At 55.5% G+C, this 20,900-nt stretch carries 25 protein-coding genes; 15 read left to right on the top strand and 10 right to left on the bottom strand.

From position 1 onward, the window contains the following. Positions 1-35 precede the first annotated feature (35 nt). From trxA to DK510_RS21465, 3 genes are all read left to right on the top strand, one after another. The gene (gene trxA / locus DK510_RS21475) at positions 36-356 is read left to right on the top strand and encodes a thioredoxin (RefSeq protein WP_058275159.1); all 321 of its coding nucleotides are present in this window, start codon (positions 36-38) and stop codon (positions 354-356) included. 91 nt (positions 357-447) lie between these two features. Continuing rightward, positions 448-798, top strand: coding sequence for a Lin0512 family protein (locus DK510_RS21470; RefSeq protein ID WP_109313828.1), 351 nt, complete (start codon positions 448-450; stop codon positions 796-798). After that, entirely contained in the window at positions 795-1,157 is a 363-nt protein-coding gene (locus DK510_RS21465) for a Lin0512 family protein (RefSeq protein ID WP_109313827.1), read from the top strand. Before DK510_RS21470 ends, DK510_RS21465 begins: the two co-directional genes overlap by 4 nt. Before the next feature lie 61 nt (positions 1,158-1,218). On the opposite strand, the gene DK510_RS21460 is transcribed toward DK510_RS21465, so the two are convergent. After that, a complete protein-coding gene (locus DK510_RS21460) occupies positions 1,219-1,413 on the bottom strand; it encodes a DUF1127 domain-containing protein (protein ID WP_109313874.1) in 195 nt (64 codons plus the stop codon). 197 nt (positions 1,414-1,610) lie between these two features. Between DK510_RS21460 and hslV the strand changes: the two genes are divergently transcribed. Next, entirely contained in the window at positions 1,611-2,162 is a 552-nt protein-coding gene (gene hslV, locus DK510_RS21455) for an ATP-dependent protease subunit HslV (RefSeq protein WP_109313826.1), read from the top strand. Here the strand turns inward: hslV and DK510_RS21450 are convergent. Together DK510_RS21450 and DK510_RS21445 are read right to left on the bottom strand one after the other, a co-directional pair. Then, the gene (locus tag DK510_RS21450) at positions 2,159-3,400 is read right to left on the bottom strand and encodes an MFS transporter (RefSeq protein WP_109313825.1); all 1,242 of its coding nucleotides are present in this window, start codon (positions 3,398-3,400) and stop codon (positions 2,159-2,161) included. The genes hslV and DK510_RS21450 overlap by 4 nt on opposite strands. A gap of 116 nt (positions 3,401-3,516) precedes the next feature. Then, positions 3,517-3,918 (bottom strand): DM13 domain-containing protein, encoded by a 402-nt coding sequence (locus DK510_RS21445; RefSeq protein WP_058279372.1) that lies wholly within the window; start codon positions 3,916-3,918, stop codon positions 3,517-3,519. Positions 3,919-4,115: 197 nt separating this feature from the next. On the opposite strand from DK510_RS21445, the gene hslU reads away from it, so the two are divergent. The 3 genes from hslU to DK510_RS21430 all read left to right on the top strand — a co-directional run bounded on the left by hslU (position 4,116) and on the right by DK510_RS21430 (position 7,839). After that, the gene (gene hslU, locus DK510_RS21440; protein WP_108860507.1) at positions 4,116-5,423 is read left to right on the top strand and encodes an ATP-dependent protease ATPase subunit HslU; all 1,308 of its coding nucleotides are present in this window, start codon (positions 4,116-4,118) and stop codon (positions 5,421-5,423) included. Between the two features lie 98 nt (positions 5,424-5,521). Further along, positions 5,522-6,622 (top strand): alpha/beta hydrolase, encoded by a 1,101-nt coding sequence (locus tag DK510_RS21435; RefSeq protein ID WP_109313824.1) that lies wholly within the window; start codon positions 5,522-5,524, stop codon positions 6,620-6,622. Then, positions 6,619-7,839: an MFS transporter gene (locus DK510_RS21430; protein ID WP_109313823.1), complete on the top strand. Its 1,221-nt coding sequence runs from the start codon at positions 6,619-6,621 to the stop codon at positions 7,837-7,839. Before DK510_RS21435 ends, DK510_RS21430 begins: the two co-directional genes overlap by 4 nt. Here the strand turns inward: DK510_RS21430 and DK510_RS21425 are convergent. From DK510_RS21425 to DK510_RS21415, 3 genes are read right to left on the bottom strand one after another with little or no spacing between them, the layout of a single operon-like run. Next, positions 7,836-8,423 (bottom strand): Smr/MutS family protein, encoded by a 588-nt coding sequence (locus DK510_RS21425; RefSeq protein ID WP_109313822.1) that lies wholly within the window; start codon positions 8,421-8,423, stop codon positions 7,836-7,838. The genes DK510_RS21430 and DK510_RS21425 overlap by 4 nt on opposite strands. Continuing rightward, positions 8,423-9,457 (bottom strand): murein transglycosylase A, encoded by a 1,035-nt coding sequence (locus tag DK510_RS21420; protein ID WP_109313821.1) that lies wholly within the window; start codon positions 9,455-9,457, stop codon positions 8,423-8,425. The genes DK510_RS21425 and DK510_RS21420 overlap by 1 nt, the downstream gene beginning before the upstream one ends. Beyond that, the gene (locus tag DK510_RS21415) at positions 9,454-10,113 is read right to left on the bottom strand and encodes a Tim44/TimA family putative adaptor protein (protein WP_109313820.1); all 660 of its coding nucleotides are present in this window, start codon (positions 10,111-10,113) and stop codon (positions 9,454-9,456) included. Before DK510_RS21415 ends, DK510_RS21420 begins: the two co-directional genes overlap by 4 nt. A gap of 107 nt (positions 10,114-10,220) precedes the next feature. Here DK510_RS21415 and DK510_RS21410 point away from each other — a divergent pair, with 107 nt between their 5' ends. Continuing rightward, positions 10,221-10,721: an FxsA family protein gene (locus tag DK510_RS21410; RefSeq protein ID WP_109313819.1), complete on the top strand. Its 501-nt coding sequence runs from the start codon at positions 10,221-10,223 to the stop codon at positions 10,719-10,721. 54 nt (positions 10,722-10,775) lie between these two features. Then, on the top strand, positions 10,776-11,273 hold the full coding sequence (secB, locus tag DK510_RS21405) for a protein-export chaperone SecB (protein ID WP_109313818.1): 498 nt from the start codon (positions 10,776-10,778) through the stop codon (positions 11,271-11,273). A 27-nt stretch (positions 11,274-11,300) separates the two neighbouring features. Here secB and dnaQ read toward each other — a convergent pair whose 3' ends face one another. From dnaQ to DK510_RS21385, 4 genes are read right to left on the bottom strand one after another with little or no spacing between them, the layout of a single operon-like run. Further along, positions 11,301-12,023: a DNA polymerase III subunit epsilon gene (gene dnaQ, locus DK510_RS21400; protein ID WP_109313817.1), complete on the bottom strand. Its 723-nt coding sequence runs from the start codon at positions 12,021-12,023 to the stop codon at positions 11,301-11,303. Beyond that, positions 12,016-12,609 carry a dephospho-CoA kinase gene (gene coaE, locus DK510_RS21395; protein ID WP_109313816.1) on the bottom strand — a complete coding sequence of 198 codons (594 nt, stop codon included), beginning with the start codon at positions 12,607-12,609 and terminating at the stop codon, positions 12,016-12,018. Before coaE ends, dnaQ begins: the two co-directional genes overlap by 8 nt. After that, on the bottom strand, positions 12,606-13,439 hold the full coding sequence (locus DK510_RS21390; RefSeq protein ID WP_109313815.1) for a shikimate dehydrogenase: 834 nt from the start codon (positions 13,437-13,439) through the stop codon (positions 12,606-12,608). Before DK510_RS21390 ends, coaE begins: the two co-directional genes overlap by 4 nt. Further along, entirely contained in the window at positions 13,436-14,035 is a 600-nt protein-coding gene (locus tag DK510_RS21385) for a nucleoside triphosphate pyrophosphatase (RefSeq protein WP_109313814.1), read from the bottom strand. Before DK510_RS21385 ends, DK510_RS21390 begins: the two co-directional genes overlap by 4 nt. Before the next feature lie 403 nt (positions 14,036-14,438). Here DK510_RS21385 and DK510_RS21380 point away from each other — a divergent pair, with 403 nt between their 5' ends. The 6 genes from DK510_RS21380 (at position 14,439) to DK510_RS21355 (ending at position 20,887) form a co-directional block, all read left to right on the top strand. Then, positions 14,439-14,888, top strand: coding sequence for a CopD family protein (locus DK510_RS21380; RefSeq protein WP_109313813.1), 450 nt, complete (start codon positions 14,439-14,441; stop codon positions 14,886-14,888). 122 nt (positions 14,889-15,010) lie between these two features. Then, a complete protein-coding gene (rho, locus tag DK510_RS21375) occupies positions 15,011-16,282 on the top strand; it encodes a transcription termination factor Rho (RefSeq protein ID WP_058275260.1) in 1,272 nt (423 codons plus the stop codon). A gap of 30 nt (positions 16,283-16,312) precedes the next feature. After that, positions 16,313-17,599: a tRNA uridine-5-carboxymethylaminomethyl(34) synthesis GTPase MnmE gene (gene mnmE / locus DK510_RS21370; RefSeq protein WP_109313812.1), complete on the top strand. Its 1,287-nt coding sequence runs from the start codon at positions 16,313-16,315 to the stop codon at positions 17,597-17,599. Between the two features lie 12 nt (positions 17,600-17,611). Beyond that, positions 17,612-19,480, top strand: coding sequence for a tRNA uridine-5-carboxymethylaminomethyl(34) synthesis enzyme MnmG (gene mnmG / locus DK510_RS21365; RefSeq protein ID WP_109313873.1), 1,869 nt, complete (start codon positions 17,612-17,614; stop codon positions 19,478-19,480). Then, entirely contained in the window at positions 19,477-20,091 is a 615-nt protein-coding gene (gene rsmG / locus DK510_RS21360) for a 16S rRNA (guanine(527)-N(7))-methyltransferase RsmG (protein ID WP_109313811.1), read from the top strand. The genes mnmG and rsmG overlap by 4 nt, the downstream gene beginning before the upstream one ends. Continuing rightward, the gene (locus DK510_RS21355) at positions 20,084-20,887 is read left to right on the top strand and encodes a ParA family protein (protein ID WP_058279264.1); all 804 of its coding nucleotides are present in this window, start codon (positions 20,084-20,086) and stop codon (positions 20,885-20,887) included. Before rsmG ends, DK510_RS21355 begins: the two co-directional genes overlap by 8 nt. The last annotated feature ends 13 nt before the right edge of the window (positions 20,888-20,900 follow it).

Below are 20,900 nucleotides of genomic sequence, written 5' to 3'. Positions count from 1 at the left end.
TCTGTTCCCGAGATACCCCATTCAGGAGACAGAATATGTCGACCGTTGCCGTTACCGACGATACCTTTGACGCCGAAGTCAAAAACTCTGATGTCCCCGTTGTGGTGGATTTCTGGGCCGAATGGTGTGGCCCCTGTAAACAAATCGGCCCCGCTCTGGAAGAACTGGCCAACGAATACGGCGGCAAAATCAAAATTGCCAAGGTAGACGTGGACAGCAACCCGAACGCCGCTGCCGCCATGGGTGTGCGTGGCATTCCTGCTCTGTTCATCTTCAAGGACGGTCAGGTTGTGTCGAACCGCGCCGGTGCGGCCCCCAAAGCCGCACTGCAAAGCTGGATCGACGAATCCATCTGATCCGATGTGATCGGTATTGATCAAGGGCGTCCGAATTTGGGCGCCCTTTTTTGTGATTGGCTCAATTGGGCCATCAATACAGGGAAATCAAATGGCGAAAACACGGGTTCTGGTGGAATTCGGGATGGGCACATCCCTGCGGCGCGAGGATTATACCGAAGCCGCGCTGCGGGCGATCAAGGATGCGCTGTGGCATAACTCGGTGAACATGGCCGAGTTGTTCGGGTTTCCGAAAGAGGCGATGATAATTGACGCCGAGGTGGGTGTGCAGCAGCCCGACCTGGTCGATACTGATGCGCTGAAGGCGATCTTTCCCTATGGCCAGCCCAACATCACTGTGACCGAGGGCGGATTGGATATTGATAAACCCCACATCGATGGCCGCACCGTGATCGCCAACGCGGCGGTCATCGTCTCATTCGATATGGAGCACGTCCAATGACCGAGAAGCGTATTATTCTGGAAATGGGCACCAGCAACGATCTGTACGGTCAGGATTACACCAAAGCCGCCTGTCGCGCCGTGCAGGACGCGCTGCATCATTCGTCGATCACGCTGTTTTCCAAGCTGGGCATCGACCACACGGAGATGCGGGTTCAGGTGACCATCGCCGTTCAACAACCCGATGAGGTTGACTGTGACAAGGTCGCCGCCGATCTGCCAAGGGGCCGCGCCGAAGTGCGGGCCGTCAAGGGTGGGTTGGATGTTGTGGATGACGCCGCTGGCACGCGCCATGTCATCGCCACTGCCGCGATCGAGGCGTATTTGCCGGATCAGGCTGGTAAATACGTGCAAAGCTGACAAAGAAAAAGCCGCTCGGATACCCGGGCGGCTGCTTCAAATTCTGGTTCTGATTGCAGGATCAGATTTTTGCGATGTCCGCACGCACCAGACCGATGTCTTCCAGCTGTGCGTTGGTCAGACCCGACAGGATCTTGCGTGTCTTGCGGCTTTCGTTCCACTCAACAGCGGATTCGAAGACATTGATGAATGCATCCACTACGTGCAGGATGGTAGCTGCTCCGAGTGGGGCATGGATGTTTGCAGTTGTTGCCATGTTCCCAGTCCTTTTATCTGAAACAGCCGACCCGTTGTCGGTTGTGAGCCTCATGTAGTCCCAAGCGCGAGGACTCACAATTGCTGGTCTGGTAACCCCGGTTTGCGTTTTGTGCATATCTTTTGGGCAGTTGTGCAACGGGTTGCGCCGATCCCGCGCCCGGCCCATATATAGCGACTGAGAACACGGAGGCTTTCATGGCGGACAGCGATTTTCCCGGATGGCACGGGACCACGATCATTGGTGTCAAAAAAGGCGGGCAAGTCGTTATTGCCGGGGACGGACAGGTCAGCCTGGGCCAGACCGTGATCAAAGGCACTGCGCGCAAAGTGCGCCGCTTGTCGCCGGGCGGGTTTGAAGTTGTCGCCGGATTTGCCGGTTCGACCGCTGATGCATTTACGCTGCTTGAACGGCTTGAGGCGAAACTGGAAGCGACACCCGGTCAACTGGCCCGTGCCTCGGTCGAGTTGGCCAAGGACTGGCGCACCGACAAGTACCTGCAAAAGCTTGAGGCAATGCTGATCGTCACCGACGGCAAAGACCTGTTGGTTATCACCGGGGCGGGGGATGTGCTAGAACCCGAACACAACGTGGCCGCCATCGGATCAGGTGGAAACTTTGCCCTGGCCGCTGCGCGAGCAATGATGGGCAGCGATAAACCCGCCGAAGAGGTCGCGCGTGAAGCTATGGCGATTGCCGCTGACATCTGCGTCTATACCAATGGCAATCTGACGGTTGAAACGATCTAGGCCAACAGCGCCGAGATCTCTTTACCTTTCCAGCGCCGGTACATACCGACCAGCCCAAGCAGGGCGGTTGCGATGACGATGTAATAGGGTAGGCGGATGTCGATACTCATCAATCCGCCGCCGACCAGAGACATGACACCGCCGGCAAGGCAGAAGACCGCCGTTGTAACGCCCATGACCCAACCTTGATCCGCTTCGCCAACGCTGGACGAAAACAGACCCAGCAGGGTCGGGTAGGCGACGCCAAAGAAGAAATAGAAGAAGAAGACCGGAACGTAGCTCAATACTCCGCTGGGGCTGAAGGCGAAGCCAAAGCCGCAGATCACCATCACCACCAATGAGGTGTGGATGATGGAATGCTTGCTGAACCTCTCTTGCGCCGGTTTTACAAGGAATGTGCTGGAAAACGCCAACGCAAAACCGATGACCACCATTGCCATGCTGCCACCGATCACGCCGTAGCCCCATGCGCTGGTCAGGAAATTATCGACGAATACATAGAACGTGACATTCGCAATCATGAACAGCGCATAGACGGGCAGGATTTTTAAAACCAACGGGTGTTCACGCACCGCGATCAGGCTGTCGGTGATATCGCGCGGGCGAAAGACAAACGCAGCCCGCTCGGTGCGGGTGTCCTTGAAGTAAACGCTCACCAGGAAGATGGCGATCATCACCAGAACAAACGCGCCGTAGAACGGCATCTTGAGCGTGGCATAGCTGCCCAGTATCGCCGCGTCGGACAGAACAGCCCCGATAATCGGGCCGCCGACCAGACCAAAGCTGACGCCGGTGATGATATACCCCATGTTTCGGTCGCGGTCGGCGGCATCGGTGCTGCCGTCAATCATCGCCGCTTGTGCAATGGGCTGATTACCCGCCGTAAAGCCGGTGATCGACCGACCAACGATCAGCAGAAGCAAACTGTTAAGGTAAAGTGCCGTGATGGTGATGGCATAACCGGCCAGCGCCCCACCTAAACACACCAACAAAGCATTCTTACGCCCGATGGAGTCCGACACTTTCGAGACATAGACCACACCCAAAAACCAGGACAGAAAGAAACACCCGATCACCAACCCATAGTAGAAATGGCGCTGGCCCATAGATGTGCTTTCCGGCAGGAACCCGGATTTTGTTTCCATGATCAAAGAGTTGATGATGGGAAAGACCAGCCCTTGTCCGATCAGATCCACAAATACCACGAACAACAAAGTAATCTTGGCAATCTTCGTCATGATACACACCTTGGAACTGGTTCCTTGAGGTGAGTGTAACAGACAGGCGCTATGGCACCTAACGCCTTGTCAGAGGCCGGTAATTTACCGGCCTCCGGGCGCAATTCGTCGTTGGGTTACGAAAGCGCTGCAACGCCCAGCGGAACGCCGGCAACGTCACACCAGATGTAAACTTCGTTATAGCCCGAGATATCCATGGTCGGCGGTACCGCATATGACTGCTTGCCTTTCAGGTTCAGCAACGCCCCCAGTTTCGAGTTCGGGTCATAGGTGCCATCCTTGCCGAAGGCCACGCGCGGGTCCGGACCGTTATCCAGCGAAAAGTCATCACCCAGCTCAACGATATAGCGCTCACCGTCTTTGACCACTTTGACCGAACCGGTGGTGATATGTTTCGAGCGGCCCTCGAATGTGCCCTTTTTCTTGGCACCGCCGGCGGCAGCGACATTGGCGCTGGCCAGTGTCAGAGCGGCGCCCGTAGCAGCGGCATTCAAAAAGAGCGAACGACGAGTCATCATGATGTGGGTCTCCATTTCAAAGTGCAGGCGAACTTGCCCGTCGCCGCAGACTATGCGCAGCTATTTTCTGTCTGGCGATTCACATCACCACGATTTTCCGTGTGCAGACCGTGTGTTGGCGTGAGTTTTTCGTGATCAGCTTGTGTTTTTGTGGCTTATGATTAGGTTCCGGTGCGAAACAATTGGATAGAACTCACATGACCGACCTGACCCCGCGCGAAATCGTCTCGGAACTGGACCGTTTCATCATCGGGCAGAAGGATGCCAAACGGGCCGTGGCCGTTGCGCTGCGCAACCGCTGGCGGCGCAAGCAGTTGGCCGACGACATCCGGGACGAGGTCTATCCGAAAAACATCCTGATGATCGGCCCCACCGGTGTCGGCAAGACCGAGATCAGCCGCCGCCTGGCGAAACTGGCCCGCGCGCCCTTTATCAAGGTCGAAGCCACCAAGTTTACCGAAGTGGGTTATGTCGGTCGTGACGTGGAACAGATCGTGCGCGATCTGGCGGACGCCGCCATCCTGCAAACCCGCGAATATATGCGCGAGGATGTCAAAGCCAAGGCGCATCAAGCCGCCGAAGACCGCGTGATCGAGGCCATCGCCGGTACTGACGCCCGCGAAGGCACGCGCGAGATGTTCCGCAAAAAGCTGAAAGCGGGCGAGCTGGATGATACGGAGATCGAACTGGAGCTGTCCGACTCGTCGAACCCGATGCCTATGTTCGACATTCCCGGCCAGCCCGGTAGCCAGATGGGGATGATGAATCTGGGCGATATATTCGGCAAGGCCTTTGGCGGGCGTACCGTGAAACGTAAAATGACCGTCTCGGAAAGCTATGAAGCACTGATCGGGGAAGAGGCCGACAAGCTGCTAGATGATGAGATCGTTAACCGCATCGCGCTGGAATCCGTTGAACAGAACGGCATCGTGTTCCTGGATGAGATCGACAAGGTTTGTGCCCGCACTGACGCGCGGGGCGGCGATGTCAGTCGCGAAGGGGTACAGCGCGACCTGCTGCCTTTGATCGAAGGCACGACGGTATCCACCAAGCACGGCCCGGTCAAAACCGACCATATCCTGTTCATCGCGTCGGGTGCCTTCCACATCGCCAAACCTTCGGACCTGTTGCCGGAGCTTCAGGGCCGCCTGCCGATCCGCGTGGAATTGCGCGCGCTGACCGAAGAAGACTTCGTGCGCATCCTGACCGAAACCGACAACGCCCTGACCCGTCAATACACCGCTTTGATGGGCACCGAAGAGGTCACGGTCAGCTTTACCGATGACGGTATCGCGGCCCTTGCGCGTATCGCAGCTGATGTGAACCAAAGCGTCGAAAACATCGGTGCGCGTCGTTTGTACACGGTGATGGAGCGCGTGTTCGAAGAACTGTCCTTTACCGCGCCCGATCAGGCCGGAATCTCGATCACGGTTGATGCCCAATTCGTGGACGACAATCTGGGCGAATTGACCAAATCCACTGACCTCAGCCGTTACGTTCTGTAACATCGCCAGCCGGTTTTTGCCGCTTTGGCAGCGTTGTGCCGCTGGACGCCGGGCCAGAATGAGATAGCGTAGTCGCAATTCACCCAGAGGGCTGACCAGTGCTGCGCTATTTAATAATTCTGATTACGTCCCTGCCGCTAAGTGCGTGTGTCGATCGGACAGTAACCGAGATTGTTCCATCGGCCGTAACTGTCGGAACGCCTGAAAAGATATTCGCAGCCACGACGCGAGCGCGTGAAGCAGACGGAACTTATGGATTCAAGCGTGGGGAAGCGCTGAAGTTTTTGGAAACAACAGTGTCGATCCCGCCATCACACACACCGGGAACATTGAAATTCTCTTATGCGAACCCGAACCCGAAAAAAGAATTTGTTCTTACAAATGTGACCGAACTGGGCGGGCCAAAGGGTTTACGCGAACATTTGCGCGGCGAAGACGATGTTACGATTTTTGTACACGGCTACAACTCGACCCAAACCGAGACGATTTTCCGCGCGGCCCAGCTGACCCATGACATTGGTCTTCCCGGCTCCACGCTGGTTTACTCCTGGCCTAGCCGCGCGACCGGGTATGGATATGCCTACGATCTCGACAGCATGTTGTTTGCCCGCGACGGGTTGGAGCAGACGATCCGTGACCTGAAATCAATGGGTGTCAAACGCATTATTCTGGTCGCGCATTCAATGGGTGGTGCCCTGTCAATGGAGATGATGCGACAGGCTGAACTACAAGAACCGGGCTGGGCCAACAGGAACATCGAAGGGGTCATCTTGATTTCCCCTGATCTGGATGTCGACGTGTTTCGGTCGCAGATGAAGCGTATTAAGAACCCACCAGATCCTTTCCTGGTTATGGTTTCGCAAAAAGACAAAATTTTGAATATCTCCGCTCGCCTTCGCGGAACGGATGAGGGCGAGAGATTGGGCAGGATCAGTTCGCTGGAAACACTCGAAGAGTTCCCGATAAACGTGATTGATACAACTGCGTTCAACAAAGACGCCGAGTCTTCGCATTTCGTTGCCGCCACCTCTCCGGCACTCTTGTCGATCCTCAGTTCGTTGCGACGCGTAAACAATACATTTGGGCGCGAAGATCGACCGGGCATCGACATTCTGGTTCCGCCCAGCCAACGCAATCCAGACGGTGCGACCGAAATTGTTCTAACCGAAACAGGACAGGCGCAGGTCAGCTCTCCGTGACGCAGTTCAGCCTGCGTCTGTATCTGCGGGACAATGCCACCTGGTTGGGCGCGGGAGTTTTGCTGACCTTTCTGTCCAGCTTTGGGCAGACCTTCTTTATCTCGATCTTTGCCGGAAACATCCGCGCAGAGTTCGGTCTTGGTCACGGCGCTTGGGGTGGTCTGTATTCACTGGGCACCACCGTATCAGCCGTTGTGATGATCTGGGCCGGTGGGCTTACGGATATTTTCCGTGTCCGGGTTTTGGGGCCAGCTGTATTATTGGGCCTGGCGGTTGCTGCCATGGCCATGGCCGTGAACAGTTGGCTTGTCCTGTTGCCGCTGGTGGTTTTTTTATTGCGCCTGTTCGGGCAGGGGATGAGTGTCCATCTGGCACAGGTCGCCATGGCGCGATGGTTCATCGTTACACGTGGCAAAGCCCTGTCGATTGCATCGGTCGGCTACGCGATTGGTGAAGCACTGCTGCCGCTGGCATTTGTGGCCGCGATGGCCTTTCTGGACTGGCGATGGCTGTGGGTGATATCTGCAGCGATCGTCCTGACGGGGATACCCGTTCTAACGCGGCTTTTGCGTCAGGAGCGCACGCCGCAGAGTCTGGCGGATGCGTATTCAGCAACAGGGATGCAGGGCCACCATTGGACCCGGAAAGACGCGCTGTTTCATCCTCTGTTCTGGTTCATAGCCCCGACTATACTGGCCCCATCGGCCTTTATCACCGCGTTTTTCTTCCATCAGGTGCATCTTGCCCAAGTCAAGGGCTGGCAGCATATCGAACTGGTCGCCCTGTTTCCGGTTTTCACCGGCGTGTCCTTGATTGGGATGTTTGCGGCTGGCTGGGCGCTGGACAAATGGGGCACCGCGAGGCTGATGCCTTTTTACCAAATCCCGATCGCAATTGGTTTTGTGATCGCAGGAATGACAAACTCGATCGGCGGGGCCCTGATTGCAATGATCTTTCTGGGCCTGACGGTTGGAGCAAACAACACGCTACCAAGCGCCTTTTGGGCGGAATTCTACGGCACTCGGCACATTGGGGCGATCAAGGCGATGGCCACAGCAGTTATGGTTTTGGGATCAGCAATCGGCCCTGGCCTTACCGGGATATTGATCGACGCCGGTATACCACTGAGCACACAGTTCCTGTGGATCGGCGGTGTTTTCATTCTTGTATGCCTGTCGGCTAAAGTCGGAATTACGCGCGCTGTGCGCTCGCTTTAACGCGTCCGGCGCAGATAGACGTAGTAGGCCCCTTCGCCGCCGTGGCTGATGTGGGCCGGGGTCACTTGCAAAACGGCCTGTGCAAGCGGCGGCAACGCCAACCATTGCGGCACCTGATTGCGCAATACGCCGCGTGGAGTTGGGATTGGGCCGGGTTCATCCCTGTCCTTGCCCTTTCCGGTGACAACCAGAACAAGGCGCTTACCTGACGCCTGGGCCGTCAGAATAAACCGGGTCAGCGCCGGATACGCAGTGTCCATGCGCATGCCATGCAGGTCCAGTTTCCCTTCAGGCTTGATCTTGCCGCGTTTCATACGACCAAATGCCTTGGTGTCCATTTGCACCGGGCTGGTACGCAAACTTTCACTGATCGAGGGCTTCAGCGCATTTCGCACGGGTTTACCGGGCGCGTTTTGTCCGACCTCGAATGCCTCAAACCGGGGTTTTGGGTGTTTGTTCGGCTTGGGTTTGGGCAGTGTGACCGGGTGTACCGATTGTGGAATTTCAGGATGCAGCCGCTCAGCCTGTTTGGCAACCTTGCGCCACAGCTCGACCTCGTCTGCCGTCAATTTGCGTCGGGACATCAGAATTCATCCGGTAACAGGGCATAGGCCCGCTGGATCGGCAGCAACAGAACCATCCGCCCCGGATCCCTGAGGCGCCCGGCAGCTTTTCCCGCCTCGTCCCCTGTGCCAAAGAAGATATCCGCGCGCTGCGCCCCTTTGATGGCGGCACCGGTGTCCTGCGCAATCATCAACTTTCGCAACGGGGTCTTGCCGTCCTTTTCCACCCAAACAGGGGCACCCAGCGGCGTATGAGCCGGATCAGCTGCAATACTGCGCATCGTGGTGACCGACCGGTTCATGGCACCCAACGGCCCAAGCTCGGGCGCGACGCGCGAAACCTCGCGGAAGAACACGTAGGAGGGGTTGTGAAACAGCAACTCGGCCCCGGCTTCAGGATTTTTGCGGACCCATGCGCGGATCATCTGAGCACTAACCTCATGCGCACCCAGCGCCCCCTGACGAATCAGCTCAGTCCCGATGGAACGATAGGGGTGACCGTTTGCACCGCCGTAGCCGACGCGCAAGGCACTGCCGTCTGGCAGGCGAACACGCCCCGAGCCCTGAATTTGCAGAAAGAACAGCTCAACCGGATCATCCACCCAGGCGATCTCAAGGCCGCGGCCTTGCATCGCGTCGCCCGTCAGGATTTCACGGCGGCTGAGCCAAAGCCCTTCGGCCCGCGCCTCTGGTGGCATTTTGTAAATCGGATATTTGAACCGGTCGGTCCGGGTTTTGGACCCGTCCAGTTCAGGTTCGAAATAACCGGTGAACAGGGCCTCTTCTCCGTCCTCGACCAGAACTGGACGAAAGAACAACTCAAAGAACGACCGCGCCGCGTCTGCGTCGTAGGTTTGGGCGACGCGGCACAATGCCTGCCAATCCGGATCGTCCAGATCGCCGCAGGTGTTCAGAAATACCGAAAGGGCCGCCCCGTGATCGTCGGCAGCCCATCCATCCAGATCGTCAAAGGAAAGAATTGATCGCGTCGGTTCAGCGCTGGCGGCAGTGGTCATAACTGCCACCAGAAATAGCGACCGGAGCGCGCCAATCATGCGTCCGTGGCAACAAGCAGCCAGTTTGGATCATCAGCGCCCATGACACGGGCAAAGGTCCAGCTGTCCTTTTGGCGTTTAATAGTGTTTGGGTTGCCTTCGATGATATCACCGCCACGATCACGCACGACCGAGGTCAGCTCACCCACAAACCGCATGGTGATTTCCGCCTGGTTTGTGTCTTTGTCGAAGGTCGCATCCGCCAGCGCGGTTTCGCGCACGCCGATAAATTCGGCCTCGATGGTCAGGCCCTGATCTTCACGGGCCGCCACGACTGAAACAAATGTGTCAAACACCTCTTCGGACAGGAAGGGCTGGATTTCATCCAGATTGCCCTTTTCGAACCCCATGACGATCATCTCATAGGCTCCGCGGGCACCTTGCACGAATTCACCAACAGAGAATTCGGGCTCGACCCGCTTCATCGCGGCAAGCGTTTTCGCCTGTTCGCTGTCTTCGGCGACATGATCTGTGATGTCATGATCCGGCCCGCCTTCGATCACCTCGAAGCCGCGACGCGACTTGTCCGCCTCGGGTTGCTTTTGAACAGGGGGTTTCTCAAAACCCTCACGTGTACCCAACACGCTTTTCAGGCGCAGGATCAGGAAAACGGCAATTCCGGCCAGGACCAGCAACTGGATCATCGGTTCGTTCATTTCATCCTCTTTTCAGACCGCGACTTTGTATACGCGGCCTCATGCCACTATGTAGGTGACAGATCGTGGCAAGTCCACAGCCCGGCCTAAGGGAAAGGATAACGCAGATGTACCTGTTCTTGGCATTTTTGTTGGTGCCCATCATCGAGATCGCCCTGTTCATACAGGTCGGCGGCCTGATCGGACTGTGGCCTACGCTGGCGATCGTCGTTCTGACGGCCGTTATCGGCACCTTTATGGTCAGGACACAAGGTCGCATGGCACTGGTCAATTTGCAGCGATCCTTTTCTGAACTGGATGACCCGACCGAGCCTTTGGCCCATGGCGCGATGATCTTGATGTCTGGTGTTTTGCTGCTGACGCCGGGATTTTTCACCGATGCCGTTGGCTTTGCACTGCTTGTTCCGGGTATTCGAGTGGCCGTATTCAAATACCTGAAATCCAAGGCGACCATCACGCATTTCCAGATGGGCACCGGCGCACAGTTCCGCACTGGTCCCACCCAGTTTGATCAGGATGACGTGATCGACGGAGATTTTACTGAGGTTCGCCCGCGTCAGAACCCCTCAAAGCCATCCAAATGGGTCGAAGGTCCACCCCAGCATTGAGGTGCCGCGCCCAACTTGCTAAGCAGTGGCAAATTTCATTTTCGGAGTAGATCCATGGCTGACGAAAGCCCTGCAGAAAACACCGCGGCACAGACCGCCCCTCAGATCCAGATGCGCGTTCTGGGACAGTTCATTCGCGATATGTCTTTTGAAAACGTGATGGCGCAAAAAGGCGTGTCTGGTGACGTTCAGCCCGAGATTGCCGTTCAGGTGAACCTGGACGCCAAAAAGCGCCCGACCGAGCATCAGTACGAAGTTGCCGTCAAACTGAACCTGACCTCCAAAGCTAAGGGCATGGGAGACGTTCTGTTCCTGTGCGAACTTGATTATTGCGGCCTGTTCCACATCGAAGGCGTGGCAGAAGACCAGTTGCACCCATTCCTGATGATCGAATGCCCGCGCATGCTGTTCCCGTTCCTGCGCCGCATTGTCAGCGACATCACCCGTGACGGTGGTTTCCCGCCGGTCAACCTGGACAATATCGACTTTGTTGCGCTGTACCGCAACGAGCTGATGCGCCGTCAGGCCGAAACCGAAAAAACCGAAGCCTAATCGGTACGACCCGCGCCGGGCAGGGGCTCAGGCGCGGGTCCACAGGGCGTTTTCGCCCAGCTTCTCCACAAATGTTTCATGTGCCGCGCGTTCTTCCGCGGTGATTTTCGACGCCAGCGGCGTCGGGCGCGATGTTGGCCGCCAATCGCTCCCTCCGCCACCGGCAGTAGCCGCGCTGGTGGACAGGCCAAAGTCTGGCTGTCGCCCGCCAATCAGTTCCAGGTAAACCTCGGCCAGAATTTCCGAGTCGAGCAGCGCCCCGTGCAGCACCCGGTTCGTATTGTCGATGTTGAACCGACGGCACAATGCATCCAGAGACGCGGGTGAGCCGGGAAACCGTTTGCGCGCAATTGCCAACGTGTCCATTGCCTGATCCATCGGCAGCTGGGGCAATCCCATCCATCTGAGTTCCGCATTCAGGAATTTCATGTCGAACGAGGCGTTGTGGATGACCAGCTTGGAATCCCGGACGAAGTCCAAAAACCCCTGACCAACCTTGGCAAAAACCGGCTTGTCTTTCAGCGTGACCTCGCCCTTTTCCGGGGGGCGCGGAGTGTCCAGCAGGTCGGGGCCGATACCGTGCACGCCAAATGCCTCTTCGGGCATCGAACGCTCGGGGTTGATGTAGACGTGATAGGTCTCACCCGTGGCCATATGGTTCCACAGTTCGACCGCGCCTATTTCTACGATCCGGTCGCCGCTTTCGGGATCAAACCCCGTGGTTTCGGTATCGAGTACAATTTCACGCATTAGCTATCCTCGCCCGTATCTGTCTGACCACATCCTGCACCTGTGCGCGGGCGTGGTCCAGTGTGTCCGTCACGATCACAAAGTCCGACCGCGCGCATTTTTCGTCATTGGGCATCTGCTTGGCGCGGATCTGTTCGAACTGCGCCTCAGTCATCGTTCCGCGCTCCATCACACGTCGCTTTTGCTCGTCCGCCGGGACCTGAACACAAGCAACCGCATCCATCGCCGCATTGCCGCCTGTTTCAAACAACAAGGGGATGTCGAAAACCAGAATGTCCGCCGTGGCGCTATCCCGAAAACCCGCCCGGTCGGCGGCCACCAAAGGGTGAACGATGCTTTCGATCACTTTCAATGCCGCCGGATCCAAGGATATGGCTTGCTTCAAGGCATCCCGGCTGACCGCGCCATCAACAATTGCCTCAGGAAACGCATCGCGCATCGGTTCTACCGCAGCGCCGCCCGCTGAATACAGCCGATGCACAGCTGCATCCGCATCCCACAGCGCACAGCCTTCGTCCACGAACATTTGCGCCGTGGTGCTTTTGCCCATTCCGATCGAGCCTGTCAGGCCAAGAGCAAAGCTCATCCCACCACCGTGGCGCGCAACTCATCCGTTACCTCGGGCCGTTTGTCATACCAACGCTCAAAACCTGGAACCGCCTGGTGCAACAACATGCCCAGACCGTCGACGGTTGTGCACCCGGCCTCTTCGGCCGCTTGCAGAAGCCTGGTTTTCAGAGGGACGTAGACTAGATCAGTAACCACAGCGCCCGGCTGCAACCCATCCAGCGGCACACGCAATTCGGGCTGTCCCTGCATACCCAGCGATGTGGTGTTCACCACCAGCTCCGCATTCTCGATCACATTGCCGGCCTTGACCCAATCAACCACGGTTATGCGCGGTCCAAATTCTTCTTTCAATTGGTCGGCCCGGGCACGCGTGCGGTTGGTCAGCATAATCTCGGGCACTCCAGCCTCTACCAGGGCCTGCAAAACGGCGCGCGCAGCCCCGCCCGCGCCAAAAACCACGGCTGGCCCGTCCTGCGGGTTCCAGTCGGGCGCCCCTGCAAGCAGATTTTCCATAAATCCGTAGCCGTCGGTGTTATCTGCATGAATCGAGCCATCAGGCTGAAAGACAAGTGTATTCGCCGCACCAACCTTTGCCGCCCGATCTGACACGTGATCCGCGATCTGCAAGGCGGCTTCTTTATGGGGGACGGTTACATTTGCGCCGACAAACCCGGCTTTGGGCAGGGTCCGCAGAACACTCTCCAAATCCTCGGGTGCGACGTCCATAGGGATATAGTGCCCGGGCAGCCCATAAGTCTTTAGCCAATGTCCATGCAGTTTAGGGGATTTTGAATGTCCAATCGGATGCCCAATTACGCCGGCCAATGGAATTTGGTTATCCGTCATTGATCAATCACCCCTTTAACAGCCAGAAAATTCAGCAACTCCAACAAGGGCATACCCAAAACATTAAAATAGTCGCCGTCAATGGTCGCGAAAAGGCGCACACCTTCTTCCTCAAGCTTATAAGCCCCGACCGCATGACGAATACTGTCCCAGTTGCGGTTTATGTAGTCACGCAGATAGGCATCGGAACTCATGCGCATGCGCAGACGTACCTGACCAACATAGCGCCAGATCGGTTCACCATTCTGATAGATCACGGCCGCAGACAACAGCATATGCCGCTTGCCCCGCATTGCCTTCAACTGCGCCAGCGCGTCATGGGGCGTTTCTGGTTTCGACAAAAGCTGGCCATCGAATTCCAACACCTGATCACAGCCCAGAACCATCGCGTCCGGGTTCTTGTCGCTAACCTTGCGGGCCTTCATTTCGGCCAAAGTGTCTGCGATATCCCGAGGGGGAGCGTCTTCGGCCAACAGGGCGCGTTTGGCAGTATCCTCATCCACGCGCGCGGTTTCCACCGTGAACGGCACGCCCGCATTGCGCAAAAGCTGCGCACGGATAGATGACCCCGAGGCAAGGATGATGGGGACAGACATGTGGAAAACCCCTGAGCAAATCGTTGAGCGTTCTAGGATGGTTTGTATGGTTTTCCGGTTGACACGCAACCCCGGGAATTTCGCCTGAAACTTCCCTGAGTCGTTCGAAGACCGTCCTTTTGGGACAAGGATAACTTTGCTTCGCGGGAAAACTGGGATTTCCTGTCTTACCCAACGAGTTATCCCCAGATAAATTTGAATGATTTTGGTGTAAGATACTGAATTTAAATTAAAAAAATTGAAATCAACAGAATCATCTATTCGCGGCACAATTCTATCCACCTGGGGAAAACACTTGCGTAAAAAAGTAATCCACGGAATTTAGTCACCCTACAAAACCATCATCCTTTTTCTTTTCCTATTTTTTTATTAGGGAGGGTTCCAACCAACGTCCGGAGCCAGAATGACCGATCTTCTTTTCACGATTTACCCGTGGGTGAAGTCATTGCACATCATGGCTGTGATCTCATGGATGGCAGGTTTGTTCTATTTGCCCAGACTATACGTCTATCACGTTGAGAAAGCCCAAAAGGTCGAAGGCGCAGAAACCATCTTCTTTGAGATGGAAGAGAAGCTGCTGCGTGTGATCATGCGCCCTGCGATGTATGTAGCGTGGCTCTGCGGGTTGATCATGGTGTTCACGCCCGGCATCGTCGGGTGGGATTGGTCCTGGCCTTGGATCAAGGGTGTTGCTGTAATTGGTATGACCTGGTTCCATCATTGGTTGATGGCGAGACGTAGGGATTTCCTGGAAGGCCGAAATAAGCTCACTGGGCGGCAGTTTCGCATGATGAATGAGGTTCCCACCGTTCTGATGGTTATCATCGTTCTGGCGGTCGTTGTGAAGTTCTGAAGGCCTGTTTGACTCCGACGGCCCGCGCGCTTATGTAGGGATCAACACGCCCGTCCGGGCGGCGTATCTTCCGTACTGAAATTCCACTTCGTGCCGCAATGTCAGCGGCGAAGGTATATATCATGTCCACTGAATCCCTGAATCTGGCCGACCTGAAGGCCAAAAGCCCCAAAGACCTTCTGGCGATGGCCGAAGAGCTGGAGATCGAAAACGCCTCGACCATGCGGAAAGGCGAAATGATGTTCCAGATTCTGCGCGAACGCGCGGATGAAGGCTGGACCGTTGGCGGCGACGGCGTGCTGGAAGTGCTGCAAGACGGCTTTGGCTTTCTGCGCTCGCCCGAGGCAAACTATTTGCCAGGTCCGGATGATATCTATGTCTCGCCCGACATGATCCGCCAGCATTCCTTGCGCACCGGTGATACGGTCGAAGGGGATATCAAAGCGCCTGATGACAATGAGCGTTACTTTGCGCTGATCAAGGTCACCAAGATCAACTTTGAAGAACCGGAAAAAGCCAGACACAAGATTGCGTTTGACAATCTGACGCCACTCTATCCCGATGAACGCCTGAAGATGGAGATCGAGGATCCCACCATCAAGGACAAGTCGGCGCGTGTGATCGATCTGGTGGCCCCGATCGGTAAAGGCCAGCGATCGCTGATTGTGGCGCCGCCGCGGACCGGTAAAACAGTGATCCTGCAGAACATCGCGCATTCGATCGAACAGAACCACCCAGAGTGCTATCTGATCGTTCTGCTGATCGACGAACGCCCTGAAGAAGTTACCGACATGCAGCGTTCGGTGAAGGGTGAGGTTGTATCTTCAACCTTCGACGAACCCGCAACGCGCCACGTGGCCGTGTCCGAGATGGTGATCGAAAAAGCCAAACGTTTGGTCGAACATAAACGAGATGTTGTTATTCTTCTCGACTCGATCACAAGACTTGGTAGAGCATTCAACACTGTGGTGCCATCGTCGGGCAAAGTTCTGACCGGTGGTGTGGATGCGAATGCTCTGCAGCGTCCCAAGCGGTTCTTTGGTGCCGCGCGGAATATCGAAGAGGGTGGCTCGCTGACCATCATTGCCACCGCGCTGATCGACACCGGCAGTCGGATGGACGAAGTTATCTTCGAAGAATTCAAAGGCACCGGTAACTCGGAAATCGTTCTGGATCGCAAGATCGCAGATAAGCGCGTGTTCCCGGCCATCGACATCCTCAAATCCGGCACCCGGAAAGAGGATCTGCTGGTCGACAAGGGCGATCTGGCCAAGACATTCGTCTTGCGTCGTATCCTCAACCCGATGGGCACAACCGACGCAGTCGAGTTCCTGTTGTCCAAGTTGAAACAGACCAAGACGAACGGTGAGTTCTTCGATTCGATGAACACCTGACACCGGTCTTAAACGACGCGAGGCCTTCGAATGGATACGATATTCGCCTTGGCCAGCGCGCAAGGCAAAGCCGGGGTGGCGGTCATCCGCCTCTCGGGACCACACGCGCATTCCGCAGCTGCCAGCTTAACCGGAAGCCCGCTGCCGTCTCGTGGCATGCGGGTCCGTTCGCTGTACGCCACCGATGGCGCGCGGTTGGATGACGGGCTGGTTCTGACCTTTCAAGCCCCGGCCAGTTTTACCGGCGAAGACGTGGCCGAACTGCAGATCCATGGCAGCACCGCTTCGGTGAACGCAGTGATGCGGTGCCTGTCCGACATGGACGGGCTGCGGCTGGCGGAGCCTGGTGAGTTCACCCGACGCGCGCTGGAAAACGGTAAGATGGACCTGACTCAGGTCGAAGGTCTTGCTGATCTGATTGATGCGGAAACCGAGGAGCAACGCAAACAAGCGCAAACTATTCTGGCTGGTGATTTGGGTGTACTGGCGGAACGGTGGCGACGCGATCTGATCCGTGCTGCATCCTTGCTGGAAGCCGTCATTGATTTCGCGGATGAGGACATTCCAACAGATGTTACACCCGAGGTTAAATCCCTTGTGACGGGTGTCATGGCTGATCTGCAACGTGAAGCAGATGGCGTACAGATTGCAGAGCGCATTCGAACAGGGTTTGAAGTCGCGATTGTTGGTCTTCCGAATGCCGGAAAATCAACTTTGCTAAATGCTCTGGCAGGGCGAGAGGCAGCGATTACTTCGGAATATGCCGGAACTACTCGCGATGTGATCGAGGTTCGAATGGATCTTGCAGGACTTCCGGTCACATTGCTGGACACCGCAGGATTGCGGGAAACTGAGGATCACGTCGAAAGCTTGGGAATCGAACTGGCAAGAAAGCGCGCCGATTTAGCTGATTTGCGTGTGTTTCTGACAGATGACCCGAAGGACCTGGGTGTTCAGATGATGAATGGCGATATACAGGTTTTGCCGAAATCTGATCTTCGAGATCCATCCGAAGGTGGAATATCCGGAAAAACCGGGCAGGGTATTGATCAACTCATTTCCCAGATTTCGGATGTACTTAGTACCCGAACTACAAGCAGTGGTATTGCGACGCGGGAAAGGCACCGGGTTGCCTTGATCAAATCGCGGGAATCCCTGAGTTCTGCTATGGCGGTTCTGGAATCAGGTCCTGACTTGTATGATGTCGCAGCAGAAGAATTACGCACGGCAATCCGTGCACTTGAAACCTTGGTTGGCAGAATCGGTGTTGAAGACCTTTTGGATGAGATCTTCTCGAGTTTCTGCCTGGGTAAGTAAGGAGTGTTTCACGTGAAACATTCAGATTTCGACGTGATAGTAATTGGCGCTGGCCATGCGGGTACAGAGGCAGCTCATGCGGCAGCGCGTATGGGTGTCAAGACAGCACTGGTCACATTGTCCGCGTCAGATATAGGCGTCATGTCTTGTAACCCGGCAATTGGTGGGCTGGGTAAAGGCCATTTAGTCCGTGAAATTGATGCCCTGGATGGTGTCATGGGGCGTGTTGCCGATCAGGCCGGCATTCAATTCCGCTTGCTTAATCGACGCAAAGGACCAGCCGTTCAAGGTCCCAGAACACAGGCAGATCGTGGGCTGTACCGCGCGGCCATGCAGAAAGAGACGGAAAAACAGACAGATCTTTTCGTCGTTACCGGGGAAGTTGTCGATTTCCTGATGGACGGGAACCAAGTTTCAGGTGTGAAACTGGCCGACGGTTCTGAAATCAAGAGTAAAACGGTTATCCTGACGTCCGGAACCTTCTTGCGCGGTGTCATTCATATTGGTGATGTATCTCGGCCCGGCGGTCGTATGGGTGATCGCCCGTCAGTCAAATTGGCAGAACGGCTCGACAGTTTCGAGCTACCCCTGGGGCGTTTGAAAACAGGAACACCGCCGAGGCTGGATGGTCGGACGATTGATTGGAGTGATCTGGAACAGCAAGACGGGGATGATGACCCAACCTTGTTTTCATTCTTGTCAACAAAGGTGATTGCCCCACAGATTTCCTGCGGAATCACGCATACAAACGCGCGGACGCACGAAATTATTGAAAAAAACTTATCTCGATCGGCGATGTATGGCGGGCATATTGATGGGGTGGGCCCCAGGTATTGCCCATCCATCGAGGATAAGATCGTACGTTTTGCTGATAAGGAATCACATCAGATTTTTCTGGAGCCCGAAGGTGTCGATGATCACACGATCTATCCGAACGGGATTTCGACCTCTTTACCTCAGGACGTGCAGCTTGAGTATGTGCGTTCAATCAAAGGTCTTGAGGCGGCAGAGATCCTGCAGCCTGGTTATGCGATTGAGTATGACTATGTGGATCCGCGTGTTTTGACATCGACTCTCGCGCTACCAGATGTCGAAGGACTATATCTAGCAGGGCAAATAAACGGAACCACAGGATATGAGGAGGCAGCTGCGCAAGGCTTGGTTGCGGGGTTGAATGCTGCGCTAAAGGTGCTTGGCCGGGAGCCACTGCATTTTACGCGTGCTGACAGCTATTTTGGCGTGATGATCGACGACCTGACAACGCGCGGTGTTGTGGAACCTTATCGCATGTTCACGTCACGCGCAGAATTCCGTTTATCACTACGTGCGGATAACGCAGACCAGCGCCTTACGCCAATTGGGTTGGATATCGGCTGTATTGGCGGTGATCGGAAGAGAGTGTTTACCAATAAAATCGAGAGGCTGTCCGCCGCAAAGTCCCAACTGACGGAAAAAACCTTTACTCCAAAAGAAGTTCGAGCAGCTGGTATCAATGTCAATCAAGATGGAAACCGCAGGGACGGGATGGCTATTCTGGCGTTCCCGGATGTTCACTTTGGTGATCTTGTTCCTCTGATGCCCGAGATTGAGAGTGTTGAGGAGGAGATCCGTCTGCAAGTAGAGCGGGACGCTTTGTACGCAAACTACATTGCCCGGCAACAAAAAGATGTTGAGGCGATGAAACGCGATGAATCATATGAGATTCCACGGGGTTTCGACTATTTTGCGATGGAAGGGCTATCTTCTGAAATGAAGCAAAAGCTTTCAAATGCAAAGCCGGAGAACATTGCACAGGCGGGGCGTGTCGAAGGAGTTACCCCTGCGGCACTGACGTTGTTATTGGCTAAGCTTCGTCGCGATCAGAAGGTCCGTAAGGTATGAATGGGGCCGCTATTGATGATTTGGATGTTTCACGTGAAACATTCGAGCGCCTCACAACCTATGTAGAGCTTGTGAAGCGGTGGAACCCGAAGATTAATCTCGTTTCACGGAAAAGCTTGGATGACATCTGGGTTCGACACATAAAGGATTCCGTACAAGTTTATAGAAGCGCAGGCCCATTCGAAAACTGGGTGGATTTGGGTAGCGGAGGCGGATTCCCCGGGATGGTTTGTGCCGTAATGGCCATTGAAGACGCACCAGATGCCCAGTTCACCTTTATTGAAAGTGACCAACGAAAGTCCGCCTTTCTGCGCAACGTTGCACGCGAGTGCGGCGCGAAATGCACTGTTGTTTCCAAGCGAATCGAAGTGGTTGAACCGTTGAGCGCTGATATCCTTTCTGCGCGAGCTCTTGCCGATCTTCCTACACTATTGTCCTTTTGCGACAGACATTTGAGCAAAAAGGGGCTGGCGCTGTTGCCGAAAGGCGAAAGGTGGAAAAAAGAGCTGGAAGAGGCGCAGGAAGAATGGAATTTCGACGTTGACCCGATTACAAGTTTAACTGAGCCTCAGGCCGTTATCCTTAAAATCAAAGGAGTATCACGTGGTTGATTTGTCTCGTCCCTCAGGGCCCCGGATTATTGCGGTAGCCAATCAGAAGGGCGGGGTTGGGAAAACCACAACAGCGATCAACCTTGCGGCCGGCCTGGCCGAGGCTGGATGCAAAGTGCTGGTTGTCGATCTTGATCCTCAGGGGAACGCGTCTACCGGGTTGGGGGTCGAAGATCGGGATTGGACGACATATGACCTGATACTGGATGACGCGCCTTTAGAGGCGGTCGTTCAGGAAACCGAAATCGAGGGGTTGTTTGTTGTCCCGGCGACGGTTGATCTAAGCTCGGCGGATATTGAGCTGATATCCAATGAAAAACGCAGCTATCTGTTGCATGACGCACTGCGTCAAACCGCAATCGACAAGTTTGACCTGGATTTTGTGCTAATCGACTGCCCGCCTTCGTTAAACCTTCTGACCGTCAACGCTATGGTCGCTGCACATTCTGTCCTGGTGCCATTGCAGAGTGAGTTCTTTGCGTTGGAAGGATTATCGCAATTGATGCTGACTATCCGAGAGGTGCGCCAGACTGCGAATCCGGACCTCAGAATCGAAGGTGTTGTGTTGACCATGTATGACAACCGCAACAACTTGTCCCGCCAGGTCGAAAAAGACGCGCGTGACAATCTGGGTGAGATGGTATTTAAAACCAAGATACCCAGAAATGTGCGGGTCAGCGAGGCTCCGTCTTACGCGTTGCCCGTTTTGCAATACGACTCGGGATCACTGGGGGCGATGGCTTACCGGCACCTGGCCCGGGAAGTCATGCACAAGAACAAGAAAGTCGCCGCCTAAGCGACAGTGAGGA

It is taken from the genome of Ruegeria sp. AU67, from assembly GCF_900312795.1.
Classification (GTDB): Bacteria; Pseudomonadota; Alphaproteobacteria; order Rhodobacterales; family Rhodobacteraceae; genus Ruegeria; species Ruegeria atlantica.
Note: the sequence above shows the minus strand (reverse complement) of the source record. Positions and strands in the feature narration are given on the sequence as shown.